Raw genomic sequence first — 24,800 nt, forward strand, 5'->3', positions numbered from 1 at the left:
AGAACAGCCTGTTCTTCGGAAGCGTGAAAGGAATACAGAACTCCGCAATCTATAATACCTTTATAGAAACCTGCAAACAGGCAGGAGTCTCCTTCAGGGATTACTTCTGCAAGCTGCTCATAGAATTAAAAAAGGGAAGAACGGATTACGAAAACCTGCTTCCCATGACAATATGCAAATAATAATCGTTAAATTTGTGAACTCTTTTTTAGACGGGTGCCTGCTGGCACCCGTCTAAAAGGGGCTACCCTAAAATTGGAAACTTACATGTGGAATTTCTGAGGATGAGCTATGTTCAGAACTTGAAGAGGATATTAGTCTGTTGGCAGAAAATAACGGCATTACGATAGAAGAAACTCATCGGGAGTTGAAGGAATGGTATGACGGTTATCATTTCTCTGAGGATGGTGATGATATCTATAATCCTTTCAGTCTGCTCAATACTTTTGTAAAAATGAAATTCGGAAGTTATTGGTTCGAGACTGGTACTCCTACTTTCCTTGTGGAATTGCTTAAGACTGCCAAATATAATCTTAATAATCTTACAACAGAGGTTGCTTCGTCTGACTCTCTAGCCGGCATTGAGTCGATGTACACTAATCCTGTGCCTATTCTTTATCAGAGCGGTTATTTGACGATAAAGGGATATAATCGTGAGTTTCGTGTATATAATCTTGGCTTTCCGAATAAGGAGGTAGAAGAGGGATTCACAAGGTTTATCCTTCCTCTGATCCAAGGCACTGATAAAGATTGGCGTAAATTTCAATAATGAGATACGCGGTATAGAAAAGTGGATTGTGGAGTAGCCGTCATACCAGTTTATAAACCCCACCCGCCAAAGCACGCACTACACCTTTCATTTCCATTTCGAACAGTATGCCGGTCATCCTGTTTATAGGGATATTGGTATTGACGACAATAGTGTTTATCTGCAGTCCGTCAGGATTCTTTTCCAATTGCGAAGCTACTAGTTCTTCCTCCGGAGTGAGGTCGGGGAACAGCTGGCGCTGTATGCCTTCGCGTGGACTGGACACAGGGGTATAATCCCAGTTCATTGCTTTTACCAGTTCTTCTGCGCTTTGTAGTAGTGTCGCCCTGTTGTTGCGGATAAGGGCATTGCAGCCTATTGAGAATTCGTCGCCTATACGACCGGGGAAAGCGAAACAGTCGCGGTTATAGCTTTCGGCTATGTCGGCAGTGATCAGTGCGCCGCCTTTGGCTGCCGATTCCACTACTATGGTGGCATCGCTCATTCCGGCTACTATCCTGTTGCGCTTTATGAAGTTCTGTCTGTCGGGATTTGTTCCGCTTGGGTATTCGGTCAGCAGTCCGCCATGATTGAGCATTTCGGCTGCCGTACGTCGGTGGACTGCCGGATAGATTCTGTCGAGGCCGTGTGCAAGTACGCCCACTGTGTCCATACCGTATTGGAGTGCTGCTCTATGGGCGTTTATGTCGATGCCGTATGCCAGGCCGCTTACAATAAGCACGTCGGGCATTATTTCATGCAGTTCGCTGATGAAGCGTTGGCAGATGTCTCTGCCGTATTCGGTGGCATGGCGTGTGCCTACCAGATTGATTATATGCAGGCTGTTCAGGTTGGCTGTACCTTTATAGAATAACAGCAATGGCGCGTCGTCACATTCGCGCAGGCGCGACGGATAGTCCTCGTCGTTAAGTGTAAGACATCTGATGCCGTTCTTCTCGGCAAAACGTATCTCTGCTTCACACAGGCGCAGCACATCGCAGTTGACTATCGCGTCAATCACTTTCTGTGATACATCGGGCACGATGTCTTTAAGATTCTTGGCATTGCTGAATATTGTTGTGGCCGAGCCTGCCGCCTCCATCAGACGGTGTGCGCCTATCATGCCGAGTCCGGGCAGACGGGTGAGTGCCATTGTGTAAAGCAGTTCTTCGTTCATGGTGGTGTTATTCGCTGAAATATGGTGAGAAGATAGTGTCGAATACCTCGCTGTCGCCCAAGCGGCCGTTTATCACGCATACGGTTTCCACTGTGGATTTGATTACAGGTTTCATGTCGGGCAGACGGAAGATGTCCTGATAGAACACGTATTTTATTCCTTCCTTCTTGATGTAGAGTTTGGAGATGAATTCGTCGCCACTCTTCAGCGGTGTCTTGAAAGCCATGTTCAGTCTTGCCACTACAGGGTCTATGCCTTCATCGTGAAGGCGTGCGAAACTTACTCCCAGTGAAGAGAGGAATTCGTGGCGGGTGTGCTCGATGTAGTGCTGGTAATTGGCATTGTTCACTATGCCCTGAAGGTCGCATTCGTAGTCGCGCACTTTCATTTGCAGTTCGAAGATATATTTCATTTGAGTTTTAAAATTAGTTACTAGTTGACTAGTTGACAAGTTGACGAGGTTACCATCCGGATGGAGAACCTTGTCAACTTGTAACTGAAGCCTTGTCGCCTTTTATTATCACAAACATACGGAAAAATCCTCTTATATCTATCGTTGCAAGGAATATTCTTCATATTTTTGCATCTATGGATAAGGAACTTAAGATTTTTGCGGCTCCGTTGCAGGGCTTTACGGAGGCTGCATGGCGTGTGGCACATAATGAAGTGTTTGGCGGGGTGGATGCTTATTTCACTCCCTTCATTAGATATGAGAAAGGCGGACTGCGCAATAAGGACAGGCGCGAGGTATTGCCTGAGAATAATCGTGGCATAAGGCTGATTCCTCAGATTATGGCTTCCGAGCCGGAAGAAATGAAGGCTTTGGCAGATTTCATTGTTTCTTTAGGATATAAGGAGATTGACCTCAATATGGGTTGCCCTTTTCCGCTGATAGCGAACAGGGGGAAGGGTAGCGGCATATTGCAATATCCTGAAAAGGTGGCTGCGCTTATGGAGTGCATTAATGCTTATGTGGCTGACGGTATAAGCTTCAGTGTGAAGATGAGGCTTGGACAGGCTTCTGCAGATGAATGGAAAGAGATACTTCCTGCAATAAATGCATCCGAGGTGAAGATGGTTACTCTTCATCCTCGTATTGGCAAGCAGCAGTATAAGGGTGAGGTTGATATGGATGCTTTTGCGGAGTTCTATAATGAATGTAGCAAACCGTTGGTGTATAATGGCAATTTGTGCAGTGTGGCAGATATAAACAGGATTGTCGAACAGTTCCCTGACTTGTATGGAGTGATGATAGGTCGCGGACTGCTTGCCGACGGTGCTTTGGCTGCCGGATATAAATCAGGTTCGGAACTTAAACAGGACGAGCTGTATGTCAAGGTGCGCCGTATGCACTCTCTGATGTATCAAAGATATTCGGAAACTATCGAGGGCGGCGATGCACAGCTTCTTCTTAAAATGAAGTCGATGTGGGAATATTGGCTTCCCGAACTTGACAAGAAGAAAAGGAAAGCCATTCACAAGGCAAACAAGCTGTCAGTCTATCTGAACGAAGTAGAGGGAGTTAGGTAACAAGTAAACAAGTTGACTAGGCCCTCCATCCGGTTGGGATCCTTGTCAACTTGTCAACTGAAGCCTTGTCAACTCTTTTTCAAATACTCAAACCCGATGCGGCAGTACAGGCATTTCTTCGGGTCGCAGTAACTCTTTTTCAGCTGTATCAGAGCCTGGCTGTCGCCTGCATGTGCGGCTTCCACTCCGCATTCTTTCCACATTCGTGTGATGAAATTGTTTTCCGGTTTCAGAGTTTCAAGCATCTCTGATGCGCGGGCTGTAAGGCGGTTTATTCCTCTGTGCTTGCCGTAGGCATAGAGAAACGGTATTACAGTGTTTATAATAAGCAGGTTAATTGATGATGTGCTGAGGCTTTTCTTTACGGGAGTGGATACTTCGCCAAAGGTATAGTGCGTAATCCAGTATTCCGAGGTGTCTGTTTCAAGCATAGGCCTCAGTTGTTCTATCGTTTCTGCTTCGAGAATTCTAGACAGCAGTCCCTGAGATGTGTGATACAGTTTTGCCAGCTGTGCAATCCTTACGTGAGGAAAATTTCCCGGGCGCATGCGCAGCAGTTTCCAGCGGCAGTTGTCCGAGGTTGTGAAACCGAACTTGTGTTTCAGGTATGTATATTCTTTCAGTAATTTGTCGGTATATTCATCGTATGTGGCATCAAGCAGTCCTGCCTGTCCGAAGAAGATGGCCTCTATCTGGAACAGACTGTCGCGATGTTTATCTACTGCCCTTAGCGGAATGGTCTGTGCCCACAGTTCGAATGCTTCGCTGTTGGTCCCGAAGCCGAAATTGCGCGCCAGGGTGATGAAGAACACGTCTTCCCAGTTATTGTTATATTTTTCCATCAGTCTCATTATACGTTCCGTCTTTTCTTCGAAACGCTCTATCTGGAGTGTGTTCAGCCAACTGTGCATCAGTAGTTTGGACAGCGACGGGATGAGCCTGTAGCAGGCAGGATAGTGTGCCGTGCGTATCAGCTCGTTGTAGCTATCTACAAGGTAAGTGGGGTAGTGCAGCTCCATCTGTGGAATCTTCTCGCCGTTCGGTCGGCATGGTTCATAGTCGATGTCGGACGCTATGTGGAGAATTACATTGTCGTAATCGGAATTGGTGTCATGATGATGTAGCTTCCAGTCGGAAGCTTTGAGGTGTATCTCTATGTTTCCCACCCATAACACACCGCCTATCTTTATTTTGGCATTGAAGAAGTCGGGACCGGCGTTGGTGTTCCATAATCCAGGGTCGATGACTTCCACTTCCATGCCGTCGGTGGTACGTAACGGCTTAAGCGGGAAAAGTTTGTGTTTCCATACGTAATGTAAAAGTTGTTCCATGCTAACGAGTGTAAATATTGCCTAAATGTAATGATTTATAATGAAAAGCATTATCTTTGTCGGGAAAATATTTTATTCTTAAGTTGACAAGGCATCAGTTACAAGTTTACAAGGCTTCCGTCCGGACGGAGAACCTTGTCAACTCGTCACTCGTCAACTAGTAACTAAAAAGCTTAAGAACTTACAAACTTACAAATATGAAGATAGCATTAATTGGATATGGAAAAATGGGCAAAGAGATAGAAAAGATTGCCCTTTCACGCGGACATGAGATTGTTAGCATCATAGATATAAACAATACACAGGATTTCGAGTCGGAAGCGTTCCGTTCGGCTGATGTGGCAATAGAGTTTACAGCTCCTTCTGTGGCTTACAACAACTGCTTGTCGGCTTTCAAGAATGGTGTAAAGGTGGTTTCAGGCAGTACAGGATGGATGGGCGAACATGGTGATGAGATGCGCCGCATGTGTGCCGAAGAAGGTGCCACTCTGTTCTGGTCGTCAAACTTCAGCCTTGGCGTGGCTATATTCTCAGCCGTAAACAAATATCTAGCTCGCATAATGAATAATTTCCCGGGATATGATGTGTCAATGGTGGAAACTCATCACATTCACAAGCTTGACGCTCCAAGCGGTACTGCCATTACTTTGGCTGAAGGTATTCTGGAGAACCTTGACCGCAAGGACAAATGGGTGATGGGAACACTTACCGCACCGGACGGAACTGTGACAGGTACCACTGAGTGTGCTCCAAACGAAATGCCGGTGAGCGCTATACGTCGCGACGAGGTGCCTGGTATTCATACAATAACATACGAATCTGAAGCTGATTCTATCATAATCACTCACGATGCAAAGAACCGTAAGGGATTTGCCCTTGGTGCTGTGCTTGCAGCTGAATATACTGCTGAACATACAGGATTCCTGGGTATGAATGATTTGTTTAACTTTTAATTTTCAGTTGACAAGGCTTCAGTTACAAGTTGACAAGGTCTCCGTCCGGATGGTAACCTCGTCAACTCGTCAACTTGTCAACTCGTTAACTAACTTAAAAACTTAAAAACTCAAAATGATACAGGCATCACGCAAACAATGGATAAAGTTCGCCATAGCAATGGTTCTTTATCTGGCATTCATCATCTGGCTGAAGAGCTGGCTTGGTATAGTTGCCATACCGTTTATCTTCGATGTTTATATAACCAAGAAAATACCTTGGACATGGTGGAAGAAATCTACCAATCCGCTTGTCGTAACCGTGATGAGTTGGGTGGATGCCATCGTATTCGCTTTGGTTGCAGTATATTTCGTCAATTTGTATTTCTTCCAGAATTACGTCATTCCTTCGTCTTCGCTGGAGAAGTCGTTGCTTGTGGGAGATTATCTGTTTGTAAGCAAGATGAGCTATGGAGCAAGAATTCCGCAGACTCCGCTTCATATGCCGCTTACTCAGCACACTCTTCCGGTGTTCAACTGCAAGTCGTATCTGGAATGGCCTAAATGGGACTATAAGCGTGTGGAAGCTCTCGGCCATGTGCAGCTTAACGATATCGTGGTGTTCAACTTCCCTGCAGGTGATACTGTGGCTACAGCCATGCCGGCAGAGGATATCTACCGCATAAGCTATCAGGCTGGTAAGGAACTTTCCAAACCTATCGATATGTCAACGCTCACTCCGCTGCAGCAGCGTGATGTGTATGACTATTATTATGCAGTGGGCCGCAGATATATTGATGAAAACAAGTCTATGTTCGGCGAAGTTGTGAGCCGTCCTGTTGACAGACGCGAGAACTATGTGAAACGCTGCGTAGGACTTCCTGGACAGACTCTTGAAATAAAAAACAAGATAGTTTATCTTGACGGTAAGGCAAACAAGGAGCCGGACAATGTACAGTACAGATATTTCGTACAGACCACACGTCAGCTTCCTGATGAACTGTGCAAAGAACTTGGCCTAAGTCAGGAAGACCTTATGGCTTACTATCCGCAAGAATCGGTTTATAACATTCCGCTTACAGAGAAAGCCAAGGCTGCTTTGCTTGCACGCAAGGATCTTGTGAAATCAATAACAGATGTTCCGGGTGATGATGCGGGAGGCTTGTATCCTGTAAATAAGCTCACTGGATGGACAACCGACAACTATGGACCTGTATGGATCCCTAAGAAGGGTGAGACAATAGAACTGACAATAGACAATCTTCCTATATACGAGCGCCCTATACATGTGTACGAAGGCAACAAACTGGAAGTGAAGGACGGCAAAATTTATATCAACGGCGAGGAAACAAACAAATATACCTTCCGTATGGACTATTACTGGATGATGGGTGACAACCGTCATAATTCAGCCGACTCACGTTTCTGGGGATTTGTTCCTGAGGATCATATCGTGGGTAAGCCTATCTTCATCTGGCTGTCGCTCGACAAGGACAGAGGATGGTTTGACGGAAAAGTACGCTGGAACAGATTGTTTAAGTTCGTAGATAATATAAAATAATAGGAACAAGGTTTCAGTTACAAGTTGACAAGGCTTTACCCCCGAATGACGACCATAGGTCAGCGAAGCTAAACCTTGTCAACTTGTTAACTTGTCATCTTGTTAACTAATTAATAATGAAACCCTGGCTGACATATATCAGAGTCATAGTCATAGCCGTACTGGCGGTGATTATAGTCAGAACCCTGTTTGTCACATCATGTTTTATACCTTCTTCAGGCATGGAGAACACACTTTACCGAGGAGAGGGAGTCCTGGTGGGCAAATGGAGTTACGGCTGGCGTGTGCCTCTGCAGTCGGTGTTCGGCTATAAAAGACTGCTTCCTTCGGAAGTCAGACAGGGTGATATAGTGGTATTCAATAATCCTATGCCTGCGGATACGTCATTGTCAATAGACAGGAGAGAACTCTATATCAGCAGATGCATAGGAACTCCGGGTGATACGCTGATGCTGAACAATCAGCTTATTGCTGAGGGAACGGATGTTTTCAGTCCTGATACAAAGGCGCTTTATTCCTATCCTGCAGACAGTGAAGAGGTTATGGACAGTGTGCTTCATTCTCTTGGAATAACGGACAACCAGCTTGCAGGATATACTCCGGAAGGTAATTATATCAGGAGTTTCAGTTATTACGAACATTATCTCATCACACAAAGGCTTGGCAGAAAGGTGAAGCTTGTGCCACTTTATCCGGAGAACAGCCGTAAGGCATATCCTTTCGTGGTTCCACAGAAAGGAACTCCGGTAAAGATATATCCGTGGAATGCAGCTTTGATAGGTAATATGATAACTCTGCATGAGAAACGTAATGCATCCATGAAGGGCGACACGGTGTTTGTGAACGGAAGGCCGGTGAAAGAATATACATTCTCGCAGGATTATTATTGGATGGTGTCCAACGATCCTGTAAACATTAACGATTCGCGCCTGTTTGGCTTCGTGCCGGAAAGTCACATCATAGGCAAGGCATTAAGAATATGGTATCCTTCGAAGAAGGGACGGTTCATGAAAAAAATTCAATAGACACAGAAAATGGAAAGTAAAGATATTATCCTCGGGTCGGCATATCTGGCGCCGGTTTCATATTTCGCAGCATTGTATTCATGCAGGAAAGCTTATATTGAGAGGTACGACCACTACATGAAGCAGACATACCGCAACAGATGTGTTATAGCTTCGGCCGACGGCCCTTTGGCGCTGACCATACCTGTGGAGAAATCGTCCGAAGGCAAGTGTGCCATGAAGGATATAAGGGTGTCGGAACATGGCAACTGGCGTCATGTGCACCGCAATGCGTTTGTGGCGGCATACAAGCAAAGCCCTTTCTTCGATTATTACGCAGATGAGTTCAATGCCTTCTTAGACAGGAAATATGAGTTTCTTTACGATTTCAATATGGAGCTCACACAGTGGCTTTGCGAACAGATAGACATCCAGCCGGAACTTGTTCCAACTGGTGAGTATATGGATTCCGGCGAGGGTATCCTTGACTTGCGTGAGGCTATACATCCAAAGAAATCTGCAGGCGATGCGGTTTCATTCTGTCGTCCGGTACCGTACTATCAGGTATTTGATTACCGTCACGGTTTCCAGCCGGATTTAAGCGTTGTGGATTTGCTCTTCAATATGGGGCCGGAGAGTCTGCTGGTGCTGAGAGATGGAGTCGAATGAGATTTCATGCGGTAAAGTTTCTGCCCAAATATGTAAAAAACTATAACACTTTTCATTATAAAGGAATATAATGTTACTTTTGCAAGTAATTTTCGTACAGATGATAAATTGTCTGTGTATTTGTAAATTAATTGTTTAGAGTATGAATAACAACATTCCACCGATAACGAAAAATCTTCTTATTATTAACGTATTGTGCTTTTTCGGAGCAATAGTAGCAGAAAGATATGGTATAGATGCTGACAAGGTTTTAAGTCTGCACTTCTTTATGGCGTCGGATTTTAATATGGGGCAGCTGGTGACATATATGTTCATGCATGGCGGTTTCACCCATATTTTCTTCAATATGTTTGCTCTTTGGATGTTCGGACGTGTGCTGGAGCAGGTTTGGGGGCCAAAGAGATTTCTAATCTATTATATGGTTTGCGGAATAGGTGCAGGACTTATTCAGGAACTTGTACAATTTATTGAATATGAGACTATTCTTTCTAATTATGATAATGTTCAGACTGCCTTTGGCATAATTCCTATGGAAGAATATCTTAATATGATGCGCACGGTGGGTGCTTCTGGAGCCATATATGGTATTTTGCTTGCATTCGGAATGTTGTTCCCAAACAGCCAGATGTTTGTTTTCCCACTGCCTTTCCCTATAAAAGCGAAGTTTTTTGTGATATTCTATGCTGCTATAGAGTTGTTTATGGGAATGTCTGCAAATGATAATGTGGCACACTTCGCGCATCTTGGAGGTATGTTGTTCGGTTTGATTCTTATTTTATACTGGAGGAAGAAAAATGGCAATGGACAGATTTACTACTGATTTGAAATATAATTTCTTCGGACGTGATATCGTTGGACGACTGATACTGATTAACTGTGTCGTCTTCGTATTTGTGGAACTGGTAAGGATTTTCCTTATGCTTTTCAATGTTCCTTATAATCCTATTGCGTCGTATCTTAGCTTGCCGGCTTCGTTTGTGGCTTTGATGTATCAGCCTTGGTCACTGTTCACGTATATGTTCATGCATGCAGGTATATTGCATTTGCTGTTCAATATGCTGTGGCTTTATTGGTTCGGACGTCTGTTCCTGAATTTTTATTCGTCAAAGCATCTTCGCGGACTTTATGTTCTTGGCGGACTGTGCGGCGGGTTGCTTTATATGATCTCGTATAATGTCTTTCCCTATTTTGAAGGAAGCGTTGAAATAGCAACTCTTGTCGGTGCCTCGGCTTCTGTTCTTGCCATAGTGGTGGCTACAGCAGTGAGAGAACCGGAATTTCCTGTGCAGTTCATGTTTATCGGGACTGTAAGACTGAAATATGTGGCATTGTTTATGGTGCTTTTCGATTTGTTGTTTATGACATCAAGCAATGCAGGCGGACATATAGCACATCTTGGTGGTGCTGCAGCAGGTTTCTGGTTTGCAATGGGACTGGCGAAGGGTACTGATCCTACAAAGTGGATAAACGTCGTTTTGGATTTCTTCTCAAGAGGCTTCAAGATGCCGAAACGAAAACCGAAGATGAAGGTACATTATGGCAACCGTCAGCAACAGTATGATTATAACGCACGCAAGAAAGCTGATGAAGACGAGATAAACCGTATTCTGGAAAAGTTGAGAAAGTCTGGTTACGGAAGCCTTTCGGAAGATGAAAAAAAGAAACTTTTTGATGCAAGCAGAAGATGAAATTCATTAGGAATACATTTAAGTTTGTTTTCTTGGTTGCTAATCTTGTAGTAGGTATTGGCTTTCTGATATGTGCCTATAGTCCTATGCTTTCGCCTGTACAGCATCCGGTGTTGGCTTGTGCAGGGCTTTTCATCCCCATTTTTATTGTTCTCAACATCTGTTTTATTGTGTTCTGGGCTTTCGTGAAATGGCGAGTAATGATAGTTCCGGTATCTTTTTTCCTTTTGGGATGGAACTCACTGATGTCATACAGCCCGATTAATTCTTCGGCAGAAAGTACAGGCGGAGAGACTCTGGAAGTGCTGACATATAACGTTATGCAGATGCTGGATATTAAAGCTGAGGACAGAAAATCGGATAAATCAATTGTGGATTATATAAAGGAGAGTGGGGCAGATATAGTTTGCCTGCAGGAGTATCCTTACAATAATTCCGAACTAAAGAATTCGTTGACGAAGGTATATCCTTATATGAGGGCATGCAGATTTAACAGCAGTAATGCCGTGGCGTGTTTCTCGAAATATCCTGTCAGATTTATAGAGGAGCTGAAGATTAAGAGTAACTTTAACGGAAGCGCTGTGTTTTCGGTAAAGTATAAGGATAATAATATACCGGTGATTGTCAATCATCTTGAGTCGAACAAGCTTGATGCGCACGACAAGGAGGTTTACACTGATATGCTCAAATCGCCTGACGAGAAAAAGGTGAAGAGTGGAAGTAAATATCTGCTGAAGAAACTGGCCGATGCCATGGCTATACGCGGACCGCAGGCTGATGTCATTTCTGGATATATAGAAAAGGAGTATTCTCCGTATATGATTGTTTGTGGCGATTTCAACGATACTCCAGTATCGTATGTGCACGACAAAATATCAGAAAAACTTCAGGATGCTTATATAGAAGCCGGTAACGGACCGGGAATAACATACAACAGCAGTTTCCTTTATTTCAGAATAGACCATATAATGGTGGGTGATGCGTATAAGGTTCTGGAATGTCGGGTGGATGATTCGATAGATGCGTCGGATCATTATCCGCTGAGATGTCGTTTGGAATTGAAAAAATAACTTAAAACTAAATAAACATGAAACAAGTAATGATGGCTTTGGCTTTGGGCGGCATGGTGTGTGCATGCGGCCAGAAACAGGCGGATAATGTAAATCCGTTTATGACAGAGTTCCAGACTCCGTTCGGAACTCCGGACTTCAATAACATTAAGTTGGAACATTATGAACCGGCTTTCCTGAAAGGAATTGAACAGCAGAATGAGGAAATAAAGGCTATTGTGGAAAATCCTGCTAAACCTACATTCGAAAACACTATAGTGGCACTGGATAACAGTGGCGAAATCCTGTCGAGAGTGGCTGGAGTGTTTTATGCTCTTACTGAGGCTGATACAAACGACGGGCTAATGGCTCTTGAAGAGAAAATGGCTCCTGTATTGTCAACTCATAATGACAATATCTATCTTAACATGGATCTTTATCAGCGTGTGGCTGCTGTTCATGATCAGGAAGCCAACGGTGAAATTCAGCTTACTACCGAGCAGCACTATCTGCTTGACAAATACTATAAGAGATTTGTATCGTCAGGTGCATCTCTTGATGCGGAAAGTCAGGAGAAACTGCGTGAGATAAACAGCAAGTTGTCAACTCTGTCAATAGAGTTCGGCAATCACGTATTGGCAGAAAACAATGCTTTCAAGTTGGTTATAGATAATGAAGCTGACCTTGCAGGTCTTCCTGAATCGGTAATAGCAGGTGCTGCTACAGAGGCTAACGGAATGGAAGGGAAGTGGCTTTTCACTCTTCAGGCTTCAAGCAGAACTCCGTTCCTGCAGTATGCACAGAACCGTGAACTGAGAAAGAAAATGTATCTGGCATATACAAACATGGGTAACAACGGTGATGCCAACGATAATAAGGAGGTATTGAAGCAAATCCTTACACTCCGTCTGGAAAAGGCTAAACTGATGGGATTCGACAACTATGCACAGTATGTACTCCAGGACAATATGGCAAAGACTCCTGAAAACGTGATGAGCTTCCTGAATGAACTTTGGAAATATTCTATCAAGAATGCCAAGGTTGAGGCTGCCGAACTGCAAAAGATTATGGATAAGGAAGGAAAAGGAGAGAAGCTTGAAGCATGGGACTGGTGGTATTATGCAGAAAAACTCCGTCAGGAAAAATATAATCTGAATGAGGACGAAATCAAGCCATATTTCAGTCTTGAAGACGTAAGAAGCGGATTGTTCTATGTAGTGAACAAACTGTACGGAATAACTCTTACAAAGGTTGATTCTATCTCAGTATATAACAAGGATGTAGAAACTTTCATCGTGAACGATGCCGACGGTTCATACCTGGGAGTATTCTATTCAGACTTCATGCCACGTGCAAGCAAGAGAAGCGGTGCATGGATGAGCAATTTCCGCGAACAGAAAGAAGGTGTACGTCCTATAATCTATAATGTGGGAAGCTTTACAAAACCTGTAGGTGATGTTCCTTCGCTGTTGTCTATAGATGAGGCACGTACAATGTTCCATGAATTCGGACATGCTCTTCACGGAATGCTTTCACAGTGTAAGTACTATGGAGTTTCAGGAACATCTGTAGCACGCGATTTCGTGGAACTTCCATCTCAGATTATGGAGCACTGGACTGTTGCACCTGAGGTAATGAAGGTTTATGCAAAGCACTATCAGACAAGGGAGGCTATCTCTGACGAGCTTATCGCCAAGATTGAAAATCAGGCATTGTTCAACAGCGGATTTATGACTACCGAACTTCTTGCAGCAGCTATACTTGATATGGAACTTCATCTTCTTACTTCAACAGAAGAACTTGATGTGATGGCATACGAAAAGCAGGTAATGGACAAGCTTGGACTGATACCTCAGATTGCTCCACGTTATCGTGCAACTTACTTCAATCATATCATCGGCGGTTATGCTGCTGGATATTATGCTTATCTGTGGGCAGAAAGACTTGATGCTGATGCTTTCAGTGCATTCGAGGAAAAAGGTCTGTTCGACCAGGCTACTGCTACTGCATTCCGCAAGAATATCCTTGAAAAGGGCGGATCGGACGATCCTATGAAACTTTATGTTACATTCCGCGGACAGGAACCAAGCATTGAACCTATGCTGAAAAACAGAGGGTTAAAGTAATATTGTTTCAATAATAAATGATGAAAAAGGTCGCAAAATAACAATTTTGTGACCTTTTTTGTTCATATTTATCAAAATATCACCGTTCTTTCAGCTATAAACAGAAAAAAAAGCTATATTTGCAACCTTGAAAAAACGTATCTAATCAAAAAGTAAAATAAAATAAATTAAACTAACATGCAAAACAAAGGATTTGTAAAAGTCTTTGCGGTATTATTGACCCTTGCATGTGCCTTTTATCTTTCGTTCTCGTTCGTGACTCGTCATCACATGAAACTTGCGGAACAGGACCCGAAGGGTGTGGCACATTACCTTGATTCTATGCAGAATGAAAAGGTATGGATGGGAGTTTATTCGCTGAAAGACTGCCGTGAGATGGAGATTGGTTTGGGTCTTGACCTGAAGGGTGGTATGAACGTCATTCTTGAAGTGTCTGTTCCTGACGTAGTAAAAACACTTGCTGATAACAAGCCGGACGAAGCTTTCAATGCTGCTGTGGCAGAAGCTGCAAAACAGCAGATTACAAGCCAGGAGGACTTTATCACATTGTTCGTAAGAGAGTACAAGAAACAGGCTCCTGAAGGCAAGCTTGCTGAAATCTTCGCAACTCAGCAATTGAAAGATAAAGTAAACACTCGCAGTACTGACGCTGAAGTAGAAGCTGTTCTTCGCGAAGAGGTTAAGGCTGCAGTAGAAAATTCATATAACGTGTTGCGTACACGTATCGACCGTTTCGGTGTAGTTCAGCCAAACATCCAGACTCTTGAAGGAAAGATGGGACGTATCATGGTCGAACTTCCTGGTATCAAGGAACCTGAACGTGTGAGAAAACTTCTTCAGGGTTCTGCAAATCTTGAGTTCTGGGAAACATACGAAGCTAAGGACATCGTTCCTGTATTGGCTTCTGCCGATAGCCGTGCACGCGATATCCTTTCTGTTTCAGAATCTGCAGACTCAGTAGAGGTTAAGGAAGAAGCAACAGCTGCCGTATCTGCAAAAGACAGTCTTACAGCTGCATTGAAAGGTGAGACTGCTGATGCAAAAGTTGATATGGAACAGTTGAAGAAGGAACATCCTTTGTTGTCTGTTCTTCAGTTGAACCAGAGCGGTGTAGGTTGTATCGTAGGTTATGCAGACTATAACGACACAATACAGATTAATAAGGTCTTGAATATGAAGGAAGTTAAGAATATCCTTCCTCGCGACCTGAAACTTATGTGGGGTGTAAAAGCTTCGGATATGGACAAGACAGGCCGTATTTTCGAACTTTATGCAATCAAATCTACACAGCGTAACGGACGTGCTCCACTTGAAGGTGACGTTATCGTAAATGCACGCGATGAGTTCGACCAGTTCAACAAGCCATGTGTAAGCATGTCTATGAACACTGAAGGTTCTCGCCGTTGGGCGGTTCTTACTAAGCAGAACGTAGGTCGTGAAATCGCTATCGTACTTGACGGATATGTTTACAGTGCTCCACGCGTAAACGGTGAAATCACTGGCGGTAACTCACAGATTACAGGTAACTTCACTCCTGAAGTAACAAAAGACTTGGCTAACGTATTGAAGTCAGGTAAGATGCCTGCTCCTGCACGTATCGTACAGGAAGATATCGTAGGTCCGTCTCTTGGACAGGAATCTATCAACCAGGGTATCATGTCATTCATCGTTGCCTTGATTGTTCTTATGGTTTACATGTGTGCAATGTACGGTTTCATCCCAGGTATGATTGCCAACCTTGCATTGTTCGTAAACTTCTTCTTCACACTTGGTATCCTTACTTCATTCCACGCTGCACTTACTATGTCTGGTATCGCCGGTATGGTATTGTCACTTGGTATGGCTGTGGATGCTAACGTGCTTATCTATGAACGTACTAAAGAAGAGCTTCGCGCTGGTAAGGGTACTCGTCAGGCATTGTCTGAAGGTTACTCAAATGCGTTCTCGGCTATCTTCGACTCTAACTTGACTTCAATCATCACTGGTATCATCCTGTTCAATTTCGGTACAGGTCCTATCCGTGGTTTTGCCACTACATTGATTATCGGTATCCTCTGCTCATTCTTCACTGCAGTGTTCCTGACTCGTATTGTTTACGAACACTATATGAATAAGGATAAGTGGTTGAACCTTACATTTACTACGGGTATATCTAAGAACCTGATGCAGAATGTACACTATAACTTTATGGGTATCACCAAGAGATCATTTACTATCTGGGGTATTGTAATAGCTGTTTGTGTAGTTTCATTCTTTGTTCGCGGTCTTGCACAGAGTATTGACTTTACTGGTGGACGTAACTTCGTAGTTCAGTTTGAACAGGTGGTTCAGCCTGAAACAGTACGCAGCTTGCTCCAGTCTAAGGTTGGTGATGCAAACGTACAGGCTATCGCTCTTGGTACAGACGGTAAGACTATCCGTGTAACTACCAACTACCGTATTGAAGAAGATTCTCCAACTATCGATGCTGAAATCGAAGCATTCCTTTACGAATCTTTGAAAGAAGGCAATTTGCTTGGCGAAGGTACAACTCTTGAAATATTCATCGACCGCGATAATCGTACAGGTGGTTCTATCATCAGTTCTCAGAAGGTAGGTCCTAGTGTGGCTGACGATATCAAGACTTCAGCTATCTGGTCAGTAGTATTGGCTCTTATAGCAATCGGTCTTTACATCCTTATCCGATTCAACAATATCGCATTCAGTATCGGTGCTACTGTGGCATTGACAATAGATACATTGCTCATTATCGGTGCTTACTCATTGTTCCATGGAATCCTGCCATTCTCACTTGAAATTGACCAGACATTCATCGGAGCAATCCTGACAGCTATCGGTTACTCTATCAACGATAAGGTGGTTATCTTCGACCGTGTGCGTGAGTTCTTCGGATTGTATCCACAGCGCAACCGTATGCAGTTGTTCAATGATTCTCTGAATACAACACTTACCCGTACAATCAATACTTCACTCAGTACACTTATCGTATTGTTGAGTATCCTGATTCTTGGTGGTGACAGCATCCGCAGCTTCGCGTTTGCAATGATCCTCGGTGTTGTAATCGGTACACTTTCTTCATTGTTTGTGGCTTCTCCTGTTGCTTATCTTACTATGGGTAACAAGATGCCTGAAGGTGAAAAGAAAGACTAATCATAGATTGATATAAAAGTAAAAATCCCGACCGCTTAATAACGGCCGGGATTTTTTATTTCTGGTATAATTATCTACTAACAACTAAAAACTAACACAACTACTTCCCAAACTTCTCTTTCAACTTGGCAAGCATATCGCGTGTCATCACATCAAGGTTATATTCAGGCTTCCATCCCCATTCTTCGCGTGCACAAGTATCGTCAAGAGAGTTAGGCCATGAATCAGCTATGGCTTGTCTTAGCGGGTCAACTTTGTAAACCATCTTGAAATCAGGCTCGTATTCTTTTATTTTGTTGTATATGATTTCAGGATCGAAACTCATAGATGCTATATTGAATGAATTGCGGTGTATGAATTTGCTTGGGTCTGCTTCCATAATTTCTATTGCAGCACGCAAGGCATCCGGCATATACATCATATCCATAAATGTTCCTTTGGCTATAGGGCATTCGAATGTCTCACCTTTTGCGGCAGAATAATAGATGTCAACAGCGTAGTCTGTTGTACCACCTCCCGGAGGAGTGACATATGAAATAAGTCCCGGAAATCTGACAGAACGGGTGTCAACACCGAATCTTATGTAATAATAATCACTTAGGAGTTCGCCGGAAACTTTTGTTACACCGTACATTGTTCTCGGATTTCGTATAGTGTCTTGCGGAGTGTTATCTTTAGGAGTATTATTGCCGAATACACCGATTGAACTTGGAGTAAATACAGCACAATTCATTGTTCGTGCCACTTCCAGAACATTGAAAAGTCCGCCCATTCCTATTTTCCATGCAAGCTGTGGCTTGGCTTCTGCTACTGCAGACAGTAAGGCTGCCAGATTGTAAATGGTATCAATCTTATATTTTGATACAGTTTCTGCTATTTGTTGTTCGTTCGTTATGTCAACAATTGCACACGGGCCTGATTCTCTGAGTGTTTCGTTTGGTTCTGCACCTGGAATGTAGCCTGCAACGATATTACCGTTATACATCCCTCTAAGTTTCATGGTAAGTTCTGAGCCGATTTGACCCGTAGAACCGATAATGAGAATATTTTTCATAAATATATATTTGGTTAATCATTTATTCCCTACAAAGATAGGGATTTGTCTAAGTATTTAATGAAAAAATATTCGAAATAAATACGATAATTGAAAAAAAAATCGCAACTTTGGACTCATACTCTAATGGTGGTTTTATCGGAGTATGCCGAATAAAGTTATTATTAACCTTATAAATAGATATTATGTACGGAAAATTTAAAGATTTCTTGGCAGAAGAACTTTCGAATATCGAGGCTGCCGGTCTATACAAAAAAGAAAGAATTATCACAACACCCCAACGTGCTGACATAAAGGTAAATGCAGGAGAGGATGTACTTAATTTCTGCGCAAACAATTATTTGGGATTGTCCGACAACAAACGTTTGATTGAGGCTGCCAAGTCTGCTATGGATACACATGGATACGGAATGTCTTCCGTACGTTTCATTTGTGGAACTCAGGATTTGCATAAGCAGTTGGAAGCTGCCATCTCAGATTATTTCAAGACTGAAGACACTATTCTATATGCGGCATGTTTCGATGCCAATGGCGGATTGTTCGAACCTCTTCTGACTGAAGAAGATGCCATTATATCAGATGCCTTGAATCATGCGTCAATTATTGACGGAGTACGTTTGTGTAAGGCTAAACGATATAGATATGCCAATGCGGATATGGCAGACCTGGAACGCTGTCTGCAGGAAGCACAGGCACAAAGATTCCGTATTATAGCTACTGATGGTGTGTTCTCAATGGACGGAAATGTGGCACCTATGGATAAGATCTGTGATTTGGCAGAGAAATACGATGCATTGGTAATGGTGGATGAGTCTCATTCTGCTGGTGTTGTAGGACCTACAGGACATGGTGTGGCTGAACAGTTCGGTGTTTACGGTCGTGTAGATATATTTACAGGCACACTTGGTAAGGCATTCGGAGGTGCGATGGGTGGTTTCACTACTGGTCGCAAAGAAATTATTGATATGCTTCGTCAGCGTTCACGTCCTTATCTGTTCTCTAATTCAGTGGCTCCTGCTATTATCGGAGCAAGCCTTGAAATGTTCAAGATGCTGAAGGAAAGCGATGCCTTGCATGATAAATTGATGGAAAATGTAAATTACTTCCGTGATAATATGCTTGCTGCGGGATTTGATATCAAGCCTACACAGAGTGCCATTTGCGCTGTTATGCTTTACGATGCCAAATTGTCTCAGGATTTTGCTGCACGCATGCAGGAAGAAGGTATATATGTCACAGGATTCTACTATCCGGTAGTTCCTAAAGGACAGGCACGCATACGTGTACAATTGTCGGCAGGTCATGAGCGTGCTCATCTTGACAAGGCTATCTCTGCATTTATAAAAGTAGGAAAGGAATTGGGAGTCATCAAATAGGTTACATAAAAAAAGAAGCACAACATAATGCATTTCTCAATGTATTAGATGTGCTTCTTTTTTTATGCATATAATGCATTCATTTATTGGACTTTCTTTGTACCCTCGAGGGGAATCGAACCCCTATCTAAAGTTTAGGAAACTTCTATTCTATCCGTTGAACTACAAGGGCAGTTTGAACTCATGCATTTTTTAATGCTTTGCAAAAATACATCTTTTTACTGATTTTGCAATAATTTATATCAAAAAAAACTCCTTTATATCCTTTTTGTAAAAAATAGCCCTGTTTTATTGTTTTTTTGAAAGAAGTTTTTCATTTTTGCAGACATTAATATTTTTGAAAATTTAAAATAACAACATTATGGCAGAAGAAATAACAGTCAAGGAGATTGATGAAGTGGTAGTACGCTTCTCAGGTGACTCTGGCGATGGTATGCAATTGGCCGGAAATATGTTTTCCAATATATCAGCAACAGAGGGAAATGACATCAGTACATTCCCTGATTATCCTGCAGATATACGTGCCCCGCAAGGTTCGCTTACCGGTGTGTCAGGATTTCAGGTACATATCGGCTCAGGAAAGGTCTATACTCCGGGCGACAAGTGTGATGTGCTTGTTGCGATGAATCCTGCAGCTTTGAAAACACAATATAAATTCTGTAAGCCGCAGTCTGTAATAATTATAGATACAGACTCGTTTACCAAACGTGATCTTGAGAAGGCGCAGTTCCAGTTGGAAAATCCTTTCTCAGAACTTGGTATAAAGAATGAAGTGGTAGAGGCATCTATTACCACAATGTGTAAAGAGTGTCTGAAAGACAGTGGCCTGGACAATAAATCCATTCTGCGTACTAAGAATATGTTCGCTCTCGGACTTGTTTGTTGGCTGTTCCAGCGCGATGTGAAAGTTGGCGAAAAGATCTTGCGTGAGAAATTTGCCAAGAAGCCGGAAATAGCTGAAGCAAACGTACAGGTGTTGTATGCCGGTTATCAGTTCGGTGCGAATACCCATGCTTCTGTTTCCATGAGCTACAGAGTTCCTTCGAAGAATCAGAAAGCTCACGGACGCTATATGGATATCAACGGTAACAAGGCTACTTCATATGGTCTTATTGCTGCTGCCGAGAAGGCCGGACTTCAACTCTATCTGGGGTCATATCCTATCACTCCTGCCACTGATATTCTTCACGAACTGGCAAAACACAAATCATTGGGTGTTAAGACCGTGCAGTGTGAAGATGAAATTGCCGGATGTGCTTCTGCCGTAGGTGCTGCATTTGCCGGAGCTTTGGCTGTTACAACTACTTCAGGACCAGGTATCTGTCTTAAAAGCGAAGCTATGAATCTGGCTGTTATAACAGAGTTGCCTCTGGTTATTGTCGATGTACAGCGTGGTGGCCCTTCTACAGGTTTGCCGACAAAATCTGAGCAGACAGACCTGCTTCAGGCACTTTATGGACGTAATGGTGAGAGTCCTATGCCTGTTATCGCCGCATCTTCACCGACCGACTGTTTTGATGCCGCATTTACAGCATGTAAGATTGCTTTGGAACATATGACTCCGGTAGTGCTTCTTACTGACGCTTATATAGCAAATGGTTCTGCCGCATGGAAACTTCCTGATTTGAATGAATATCCGTCAATCAATCCTCCGTACGTTACTCCGGAAATGGCTTCATACTGGACTCCGTTCCTACGTAACTATGAGACAGGCGTCCGTTATTGGGCAAAACCGGGTACTGAAGGATTTATGCACCGTATAGGTGGTCTTGAAAAGAGCAGCGAGACAGGAGCAATTTCTACTGAACCGGAAAACCATCACCTGATGACTAAGTTGCGTGCAGAAAAAGTAGCTAAAATTGCCGACTCACTTCCATTGTTGGAAGTTGAAGGGGATGAAAATGCCGATTTGTTGATAGTAGGTTTTGGTGGAACATACGGACATTTGCATTCAGCAATGGATGTTCTTAATGCTAATGGCAAGAAAGCAGCTTTGGCACATTTCCGTTTTATCAATCCGCTTCCTAAGAATACTGAAGAAGTTCTTCGCAAATATAAGAAGATTGTCGTTGCAGAACAGAACATGGGACAGTTTGCAGGCTATCTGCGTATGAAGATAGAAGGATTGCATTTACATCAGTTTAATCAGGTTAAAGGTCAGCCGTTTGTAGTACAGGAATTGGTTGATGCTTTCACAAAAATAATGGAGGAATAATCTATGAGCGAATCAAAATATACAGCAGCCGATTATAAAGCAGGACAGCCTCGCTGGTGTCCGGGATGTGGTGACCATGCTTTTTTGAATTCATTCCACAAAGCATTGGCAGAAATAGGTACAGCACCTAAGGATATAGCCGTTATATCTGGTATCGGCTGTTCTTCACGTCTGCCTTACTATATGAATACATACGGAATGCACACTATTCACGGACGTGCAGCGGCAATTGCTACAGGAGTGAAAGTTGCCAACCCGCATCTTACTGTATGGCAGATTTCAGGTGACGGTGACGGTCTTGCAATCGGTGGTAATCATTTCATACACGCTATCCGCCGTAATGTGGATATAAATATTATCCTTCTGAACAACCGTATCTATGGACTTACAAAGGGACAGTATTCTCCTACTTCAGAGAGAGGTTTTGTCAGCAAGTCATCTCCTTACGGAACAGTGGAAGATCCGTTCCATCCGGCAGAACTTTGTTTCGGAGCACGCGGACGTTTCTTCGCACGTTGTGCGGCCGTTGACGGAAATCCTTCTGTAGAAGTGCTTAAAGCTGCAGAAAAGCATAAAGGAACTTCTGTAGTTGAAGTCCTTCAGAACTGTGTAATCTTCAACGATGGAACTCATAATTCAATCGCTAAGAAAGAAGACCGTGAGCGTAATGCCATCTATCTGGAGCATGGAAAACCAATGTTGTTCGGTCCTAACAAGGAATTCGGATTGATGCAGGAAGGTTTCGGGCTTAAAGTTGTAAAACTGGGAGAGAACGGAATAACAGAAAAGGATATCCTCGTGCATGACGCACACTGTATGGATAATACCTTGCAGTTGAAACTGGCTATGATGGAAGGTCCTGACTTCCCTATAGCTTTAGGTGTAATTCGCGATGTTGAGGCTCCTACATATGAACAAGCTGTAGAGGACCAGATAAAAGAAGTTTCAGAAAAGAAGAAATACCACAATTTTGCGGAACTCCTTGATACAAACGATACTTGGGAAATTTAATTTTTAATCAGCGGAAAAACGCTCTGTCGTTTTAATTAAGACTCTTTGTCATTTAAAGTAAAGATGGCAAAGAGTTTTTTTATTGCCTTATTCGAGGTTTGAAGTGTACTGTATATATGGGCTTCTTTGTTAATTAGTATTAATAGTTTAAGTGTGAGACATACAATAAAAGAGAATGCTTATTTTTGTATTATAAACTACAATTTAATACTTAATACTTATGAACAAACATCTTTTATTTTGTGCGTTTGCACTGTCCATTTCTTCGGCTTTTGCCCAACAGGCTACTGTTAAAGGTCCGGACTCAAATCTTAAAGTTGATATCTCTGTAAAAGGAGGAAAACCGCTTTATACCGTTACTTATAAAGATAAGATTATTCTGGAAGATTCTCCTTTAGGCTTTGTTACCAGTATTGGCGATTTCAGCCAGAATGTATCTTATGTGGAACAGAAATCATCGTCTGTAAAGAAAACTTATGTACAGGACAGGATTAAGCAATCTTCTGTAAATTATAATGCCAACGAACTGAGAGTTACATTCTCTAATGCCGATAAGAATCCTTTTGATGTCGTATTCAGGGTGAGCAATAACGATATAGCTTTCCGTTATGAATTACCTCAGTATGGTGAGACGGCTTCTATAGTGATGAAGTCGGAAGCTACAGGCTTTGATTTCCCTGAAAATACCACTACATTTATTTGTCCTCAGAGTGATCCTATGATAGGGTGGAAGAGGACCAAACCAAGTTATGAGGAGGAATATGTAGCAGATGCGGCCATATCAACTACATCGAAGTATGGTGAGGGATATACTTTCCCTTGTCTTTTCCGTGTGGGTGGAAATTGGGCATTGGTGTCCGAAACAGGCGTAAGAAGTAAGTATTGTGCTTCTCATCTGAGTAATGCTACCGAGGGAGGTCTTTATACCATCGCTTTTCCTAATGAGGGTGAGTTGAACGGACTGGGTGCATCAACTCCGGGACTTGCACTTCCTGGAGAAACACCGTGGCGTACTATAACAGTGGGGGATAATCTGAAATCAATAGTAGAGACTACTGTACCTTTTGACGTTGTAGAACCGTTGTATGAGCCTTCGCAGGAATATAAATTCGGTCGTTCCACATGGAGTTGGATAGTATGGCAGGATCCAAGTATCAATTATGAGGATCAGATAAAATACATTGACCTGGCTGCTGAAATGGGATATGAATTTACATTGATAGACGGCGGATGGGAAACTAACATTGGCCGTGAGCGTATGGAGGAACTTTTCAAATATGCCAAGAGTAAAGGTGTGGGAGTGTTTGTATGGTATAACTCCAACGGATATTGGAATGATGCTCCTCAGTGTGCAAAACAGTGCATGAGTAATTCGATTGACCGTAAGCGTGAGATGAAATGGCTTCAGGAATGTGGAGTGAAAGGTTTGAAGGTGGATTTCTTCGGTAGTGACAAGCAACAGATGATGGGACTTTACGAGGATATTCTGAGTGATGCCAACGATTATGGTCTTATGATAATATTCCATGGATGTACAATTCCTCGCGGATGGGAACGTATGTATCCTAACTATGTGGGAAGTGAGGCCGTACTTGCTTCAGAGAACTTGATTTTCAGTCAGCATGCCGATGATATGGAGGCATTTAATGCAACTCTTCATCCGTTCATCCGTAACACCGTGGGAAGCATGGAGTTTGGAGGTACAATTCTGAATAAGAGACTTAACAGGACAAATGATGGAGGAATGATACGACGTACTACTGATGTGTTCCAGATTGCCACAGCAGTACTCTTCCAGAATCCGATACAGAATTTTGCCATAACTCCGAATAATCTTTACGATGCTCCGTCGTCAATGATAGAGTTTATGAAAGAAGTTCCTACTACATGGGACGAGACAAGGTTTATTGATGGCTATCCCGGAAAGTATTGCGTCTTGGCGCGCCGACATAACGGACACTGGTATATTGCCGGAGTAAGTGCGCTGAAAGAACCTTTAAAACTTGAGCTGAACCTCCCTATGCTGTCTGATGGTGACGAATGTACATATTATTATGACAACAAAAAGCGTGAACCTCAGAAAGAAACACTAAAGATAAAGAAATCATCGTCAGTTTCAGTAGTCTTGCAGCCTGAAGGCGGAGTGGTTATTGTGAAGTAATACAGTGTATTATATTGA

General features: G+C 42.9%; 19 protein-coding genes, 1 tRNA gene and 1 pseudogene. 16 read left to right on the top strand and 5 right to left on the bottom strand.

Annotated elements, in window-relative coordinates; genetic code table 11:
* Positions 1-182 (top strand): annotated as a pseudogene (locus tag NW213_RS11170) (IS66 family transposase); the annotation flags it as partial.
* 92 nt (positions 183-274) lie between these two features.
* Positions 275-769 (top strand): AAA family ATPase, encoded by a 495-nt coding sequence (locus tag NW213_RS11175; RefSeq protein ID WP_375338139.1) that lies wholly within the window; start codon positions 275-277, stop codon positions 767-769.
* 40 nt (positions 770-809) lie between these two features.
* Here NW213_RS11175 and dprA read toward each other — a convergent pair whose 3' ends face one another.
* Positions 810-1,925: a DNA-processing protein DprA gene (gene dprA / locus NW213_RS11180; RefSeq protein WP_258322823.1), complete on the bottom strand. Its 1,116-nt coding sequence runs from the start codon at positions 1,923-1,925 to the stop codon at positions 810-812.
* Between the two features lie 7 nt (positions 1,926-1,932).
* Positions 1,933-2,337: a thioesterase family protein gene (locus NW213_RS11185; RefSeq protein WP_258322824.1), complete on the bottom strand. Its 405-nt coding sequence runs from the start codon at positions 2,335-2,337 to the stop codon at positions 1,933-1,935.
* 176 nt (positions 2,338-2,513) lie between these two features.
* Here NW213_RS11185 and NW213_RS11190 point away from each other — a divergent pair, with 176 nt between their 5' ends.
* Positions 2,514-3,455 (top strand): tRNA-dihydrouridine synthase family protein, encoded by a 942-nt coding sequence (locus tag NW213_RS11190; protein ID WP_258322825.1) that lies wholly within the window; start codon positions 2,514-2,516, stop codon positions 3,453-3,455.
* A gap of 68 nt (positions 3,456-3,523) precedes the next feature.
* On the opposite strand, the gene NW213_RS11195 is transcribed toward NW213_RS11190, so the two are convergent.
* Entirely contained in the window at positions 3,524-4,786 is a 1,263-nt protein-coding gene (locus NW213_RS11195; RefSeq protein ID WP_258322826.1) for a DUF2851 family protein, read from the bottom strand.
* Positions 4,787-4,983: 197 nt separating this feature from the next.
* Between NW213_RS11195 and dapB the strand changes: the two genes are divergently transcribed.
* The 9 genes from dapB to secDF all read left to right on the top strand — a co-directional run bounded on the left by dapB (position 4,984) and on the right by secDF (position 16,965).
* Positions 4,984-5,739, top strand: a complete 756-nt coding sequence (gene dapB / locus NW213_RS11200) for a 4-hydroxy-tetrahydrodipicolinate reductase (protein ID WP_154043557.1) — start codon at positions 4,984-4,986, stop codon at positions 5,737-5,739.
* 115 nt (positions 5,740-5,854) lie between these two features.
* Positions 5,855-7,279: a signal peptidase I gene (gene lepB / locus NW213_RS11205; RefSeq protein ID WP_204392417.1), complete on the top strand. Its 1,425-nt coding sequence runs from the start codon at positions 5,855-5,857 to the stop codon at positions 7,277-7,279.
* A gap of 116 nt (positions 7,280-7,395) precedes the next feature.
* On the top strand, positions 7,396-8,304 hold the full coding sequence (gene lepB, locus NW213_RS11210; protein ID WP_258322827.1) for a signal peptidase I: 909 nt from the start codon (positions 7,396-7,398) through the stop codon (positions 8,302-8,304).
* Positions 8,305-8,313: 9 nt separating this feature from the next.
* The gene (locus NW213_RS11215; protein WP_258322828.1) at positions 8,314-8,952 is read left to right on the top strand and encodes a WbqC family protein; all 639 of its coding nucleotides are present in this window, start codon (positions 8,314-8,316) and stop codon (positions 8,950-8,952) included.
* Positions 8,953-9,094: 142 nt separating this feature from the next.
* Positions 9,095-9,772: a rhomboid family intramembrane serine protease gene (locus NW213_RS11220; RefSeq protein WP_154043554.1), complete on the top strand. Its 678-nt coding sequence runs from the start codon at positions 9,095-9,097 to the stop codon at positions 9,770-9,772.
* The gene (locus NW213_RS11225; RefSeq protein WP_258322829.1) at positions 9,753-10,640 is read left to right on the top strand and encodes a rhomboid family intramembrane serine protease; all 888 of its coding nucleotides are present in this window, start codon (positions 9,753-9,755) and stop codon (positions 10,638-10,640) included. Before NW213_RS11220 ends, NW213_RS11225 begins: the two co-directional genes overlap by 20 nt.
* Positions 10,637-11,710 carry an endonuclease/exonuclease/phosphatase family protein gene (locus NW213_RS11230; RefSeq protein ID WP_258322830.1) on the top strand — a complete coding sequence of 358 codons (1,074 nt, stop codon included), beginning with the start codon at positions 10,637-10,639 and terminating at the stop codon, positions 11,708-11,710. The genes NW213_RS11225 and NW213_RS11230 overlap by 4 nt, the downstream gene beginning before the upstream one ends.
* A gap of 17 nt (positions 11,711-11,727) precedes the next feature.
* Positions 11,728-13,815 carry a M3 family metallopeptidase gene (locus NW213_RS11235; protein ID WP_258322831.1) on the top strand — a complete coding sequence of 696 codons (2,088 nt, stop codon included), beginning with the start codon at positions 11,728-11,730 and terminating at the stop codon, positions 13,813-13,815.
* Positions 13,816-13,992: 177 nt separating this feature from the next.
* Positions 13,993-16,965, top strand: coding sequence for a protein translocase subunit SecDF (gene secDF / locus NW213_RS11240; protein WP_154043550.1), 2,973 nt, complete (start codon positions 13,993-13,995; stop codon positions 16,963-16,965).
* Positions 16,966-17,065: 100 nt separating this feature from the next.
* Here secDF and NW213_RS11245 read toward each other — a convergent pair whose 3' ends face one another.
* On the bottom strand, positions 17,066-18,019 hold the full coding sequence (locus tag NW213_RS11245; RefSeq protein ID WP_258322832.1) for an NAD-dependent epimerase/dehydratase family protein: 954 nt from the start codon (positions 18,017-18,019) through the stop codon (positions 17,066-17,068).
* Positions 18,020-18,204: 185 nt separating this feature from the next.
* On the opposite strand from NW213_RS11245, the gene kbl reads away from it, so the two are divergent.
* Positions 18,205-19,395: a glycine C-acetyltransferase gene (gene kbl, locus NW213_RS11250; RefSeq protein ID WP_204392431.1), complete on the top strand. Its 1,191-nt coding sequence runs from the start codon at positions 18,205-18,207 to the stop codon at positions 19,393-19,395.
* A 100-nt stretch (positions 19,396-19,495) separates the two neighbouring features.
* On the opposite strand, the gene NW213_RS11255 is transcribed toward kbl, so the two are convergent.
* Positions 19,496-19,567: transfer RNA gene (locus NW213_RS11255), tRNA-Arg, on the bottom strand.
* Positions 19,568-19,756: 189 nt separating this feature from the next.
* Here NW213_RS11255 and NW213_RS11260 point away from each other — a divergent pair.
* From NW213_RS11260 to NW213_RS11270, 3 genes are all read left to right on the top strand, one after another.
* Positions 19,757-21,610, top strand: coding sequence for a 2-oxoacid:acceptor oxidoreductase subunit alpha (locus NW213_RS11260; protein WP_204392433.1), 1,854 nt, complete (start codon positions 19,757-19,759; stop codon positions 21,608-21,610).
* Positions 21,611-21,613: 3 nt separating this feature from the next.
* Complete coding sequence (locus tag NW213_RS11265) at positions 21,614-22,621, top strand: 2-oxoacid:ferredoxin oxidoreductase subunit beta (RefSeq protein ID WP_258322833.1); 1,008 nt, start codon at positions 21,614-21,616, stop codon at positions 22,619-22,621.
* Positions 22,622-22,841: 220 nt separating this feature from the next.
* The gene (locus tag NW213_RS11270; protein WP_258322834.1) at positions 22,842-24,782 is read left to right on the top strand and encodes a glycoside hydrolase family 97 protein; all 1,941 of its coding nucleotides are present in this window, start codon (positions 22,842-22,844) and stop codon (positions 24,780-24,782) included.
* Positions 24,783-24,800 lie beyond the last annotated feature (18 nt).

The sequence above is a fragment of the Bacteroides sp. ET336 genome (genome assembly GCF_024733815.1).
Lineage (GTDB): Bacteria > Bacteroidota > Bacteroidia > Bacteroidales > Bacteroidaceae > Phocaeicola > Phocaeicola cellulolyticus.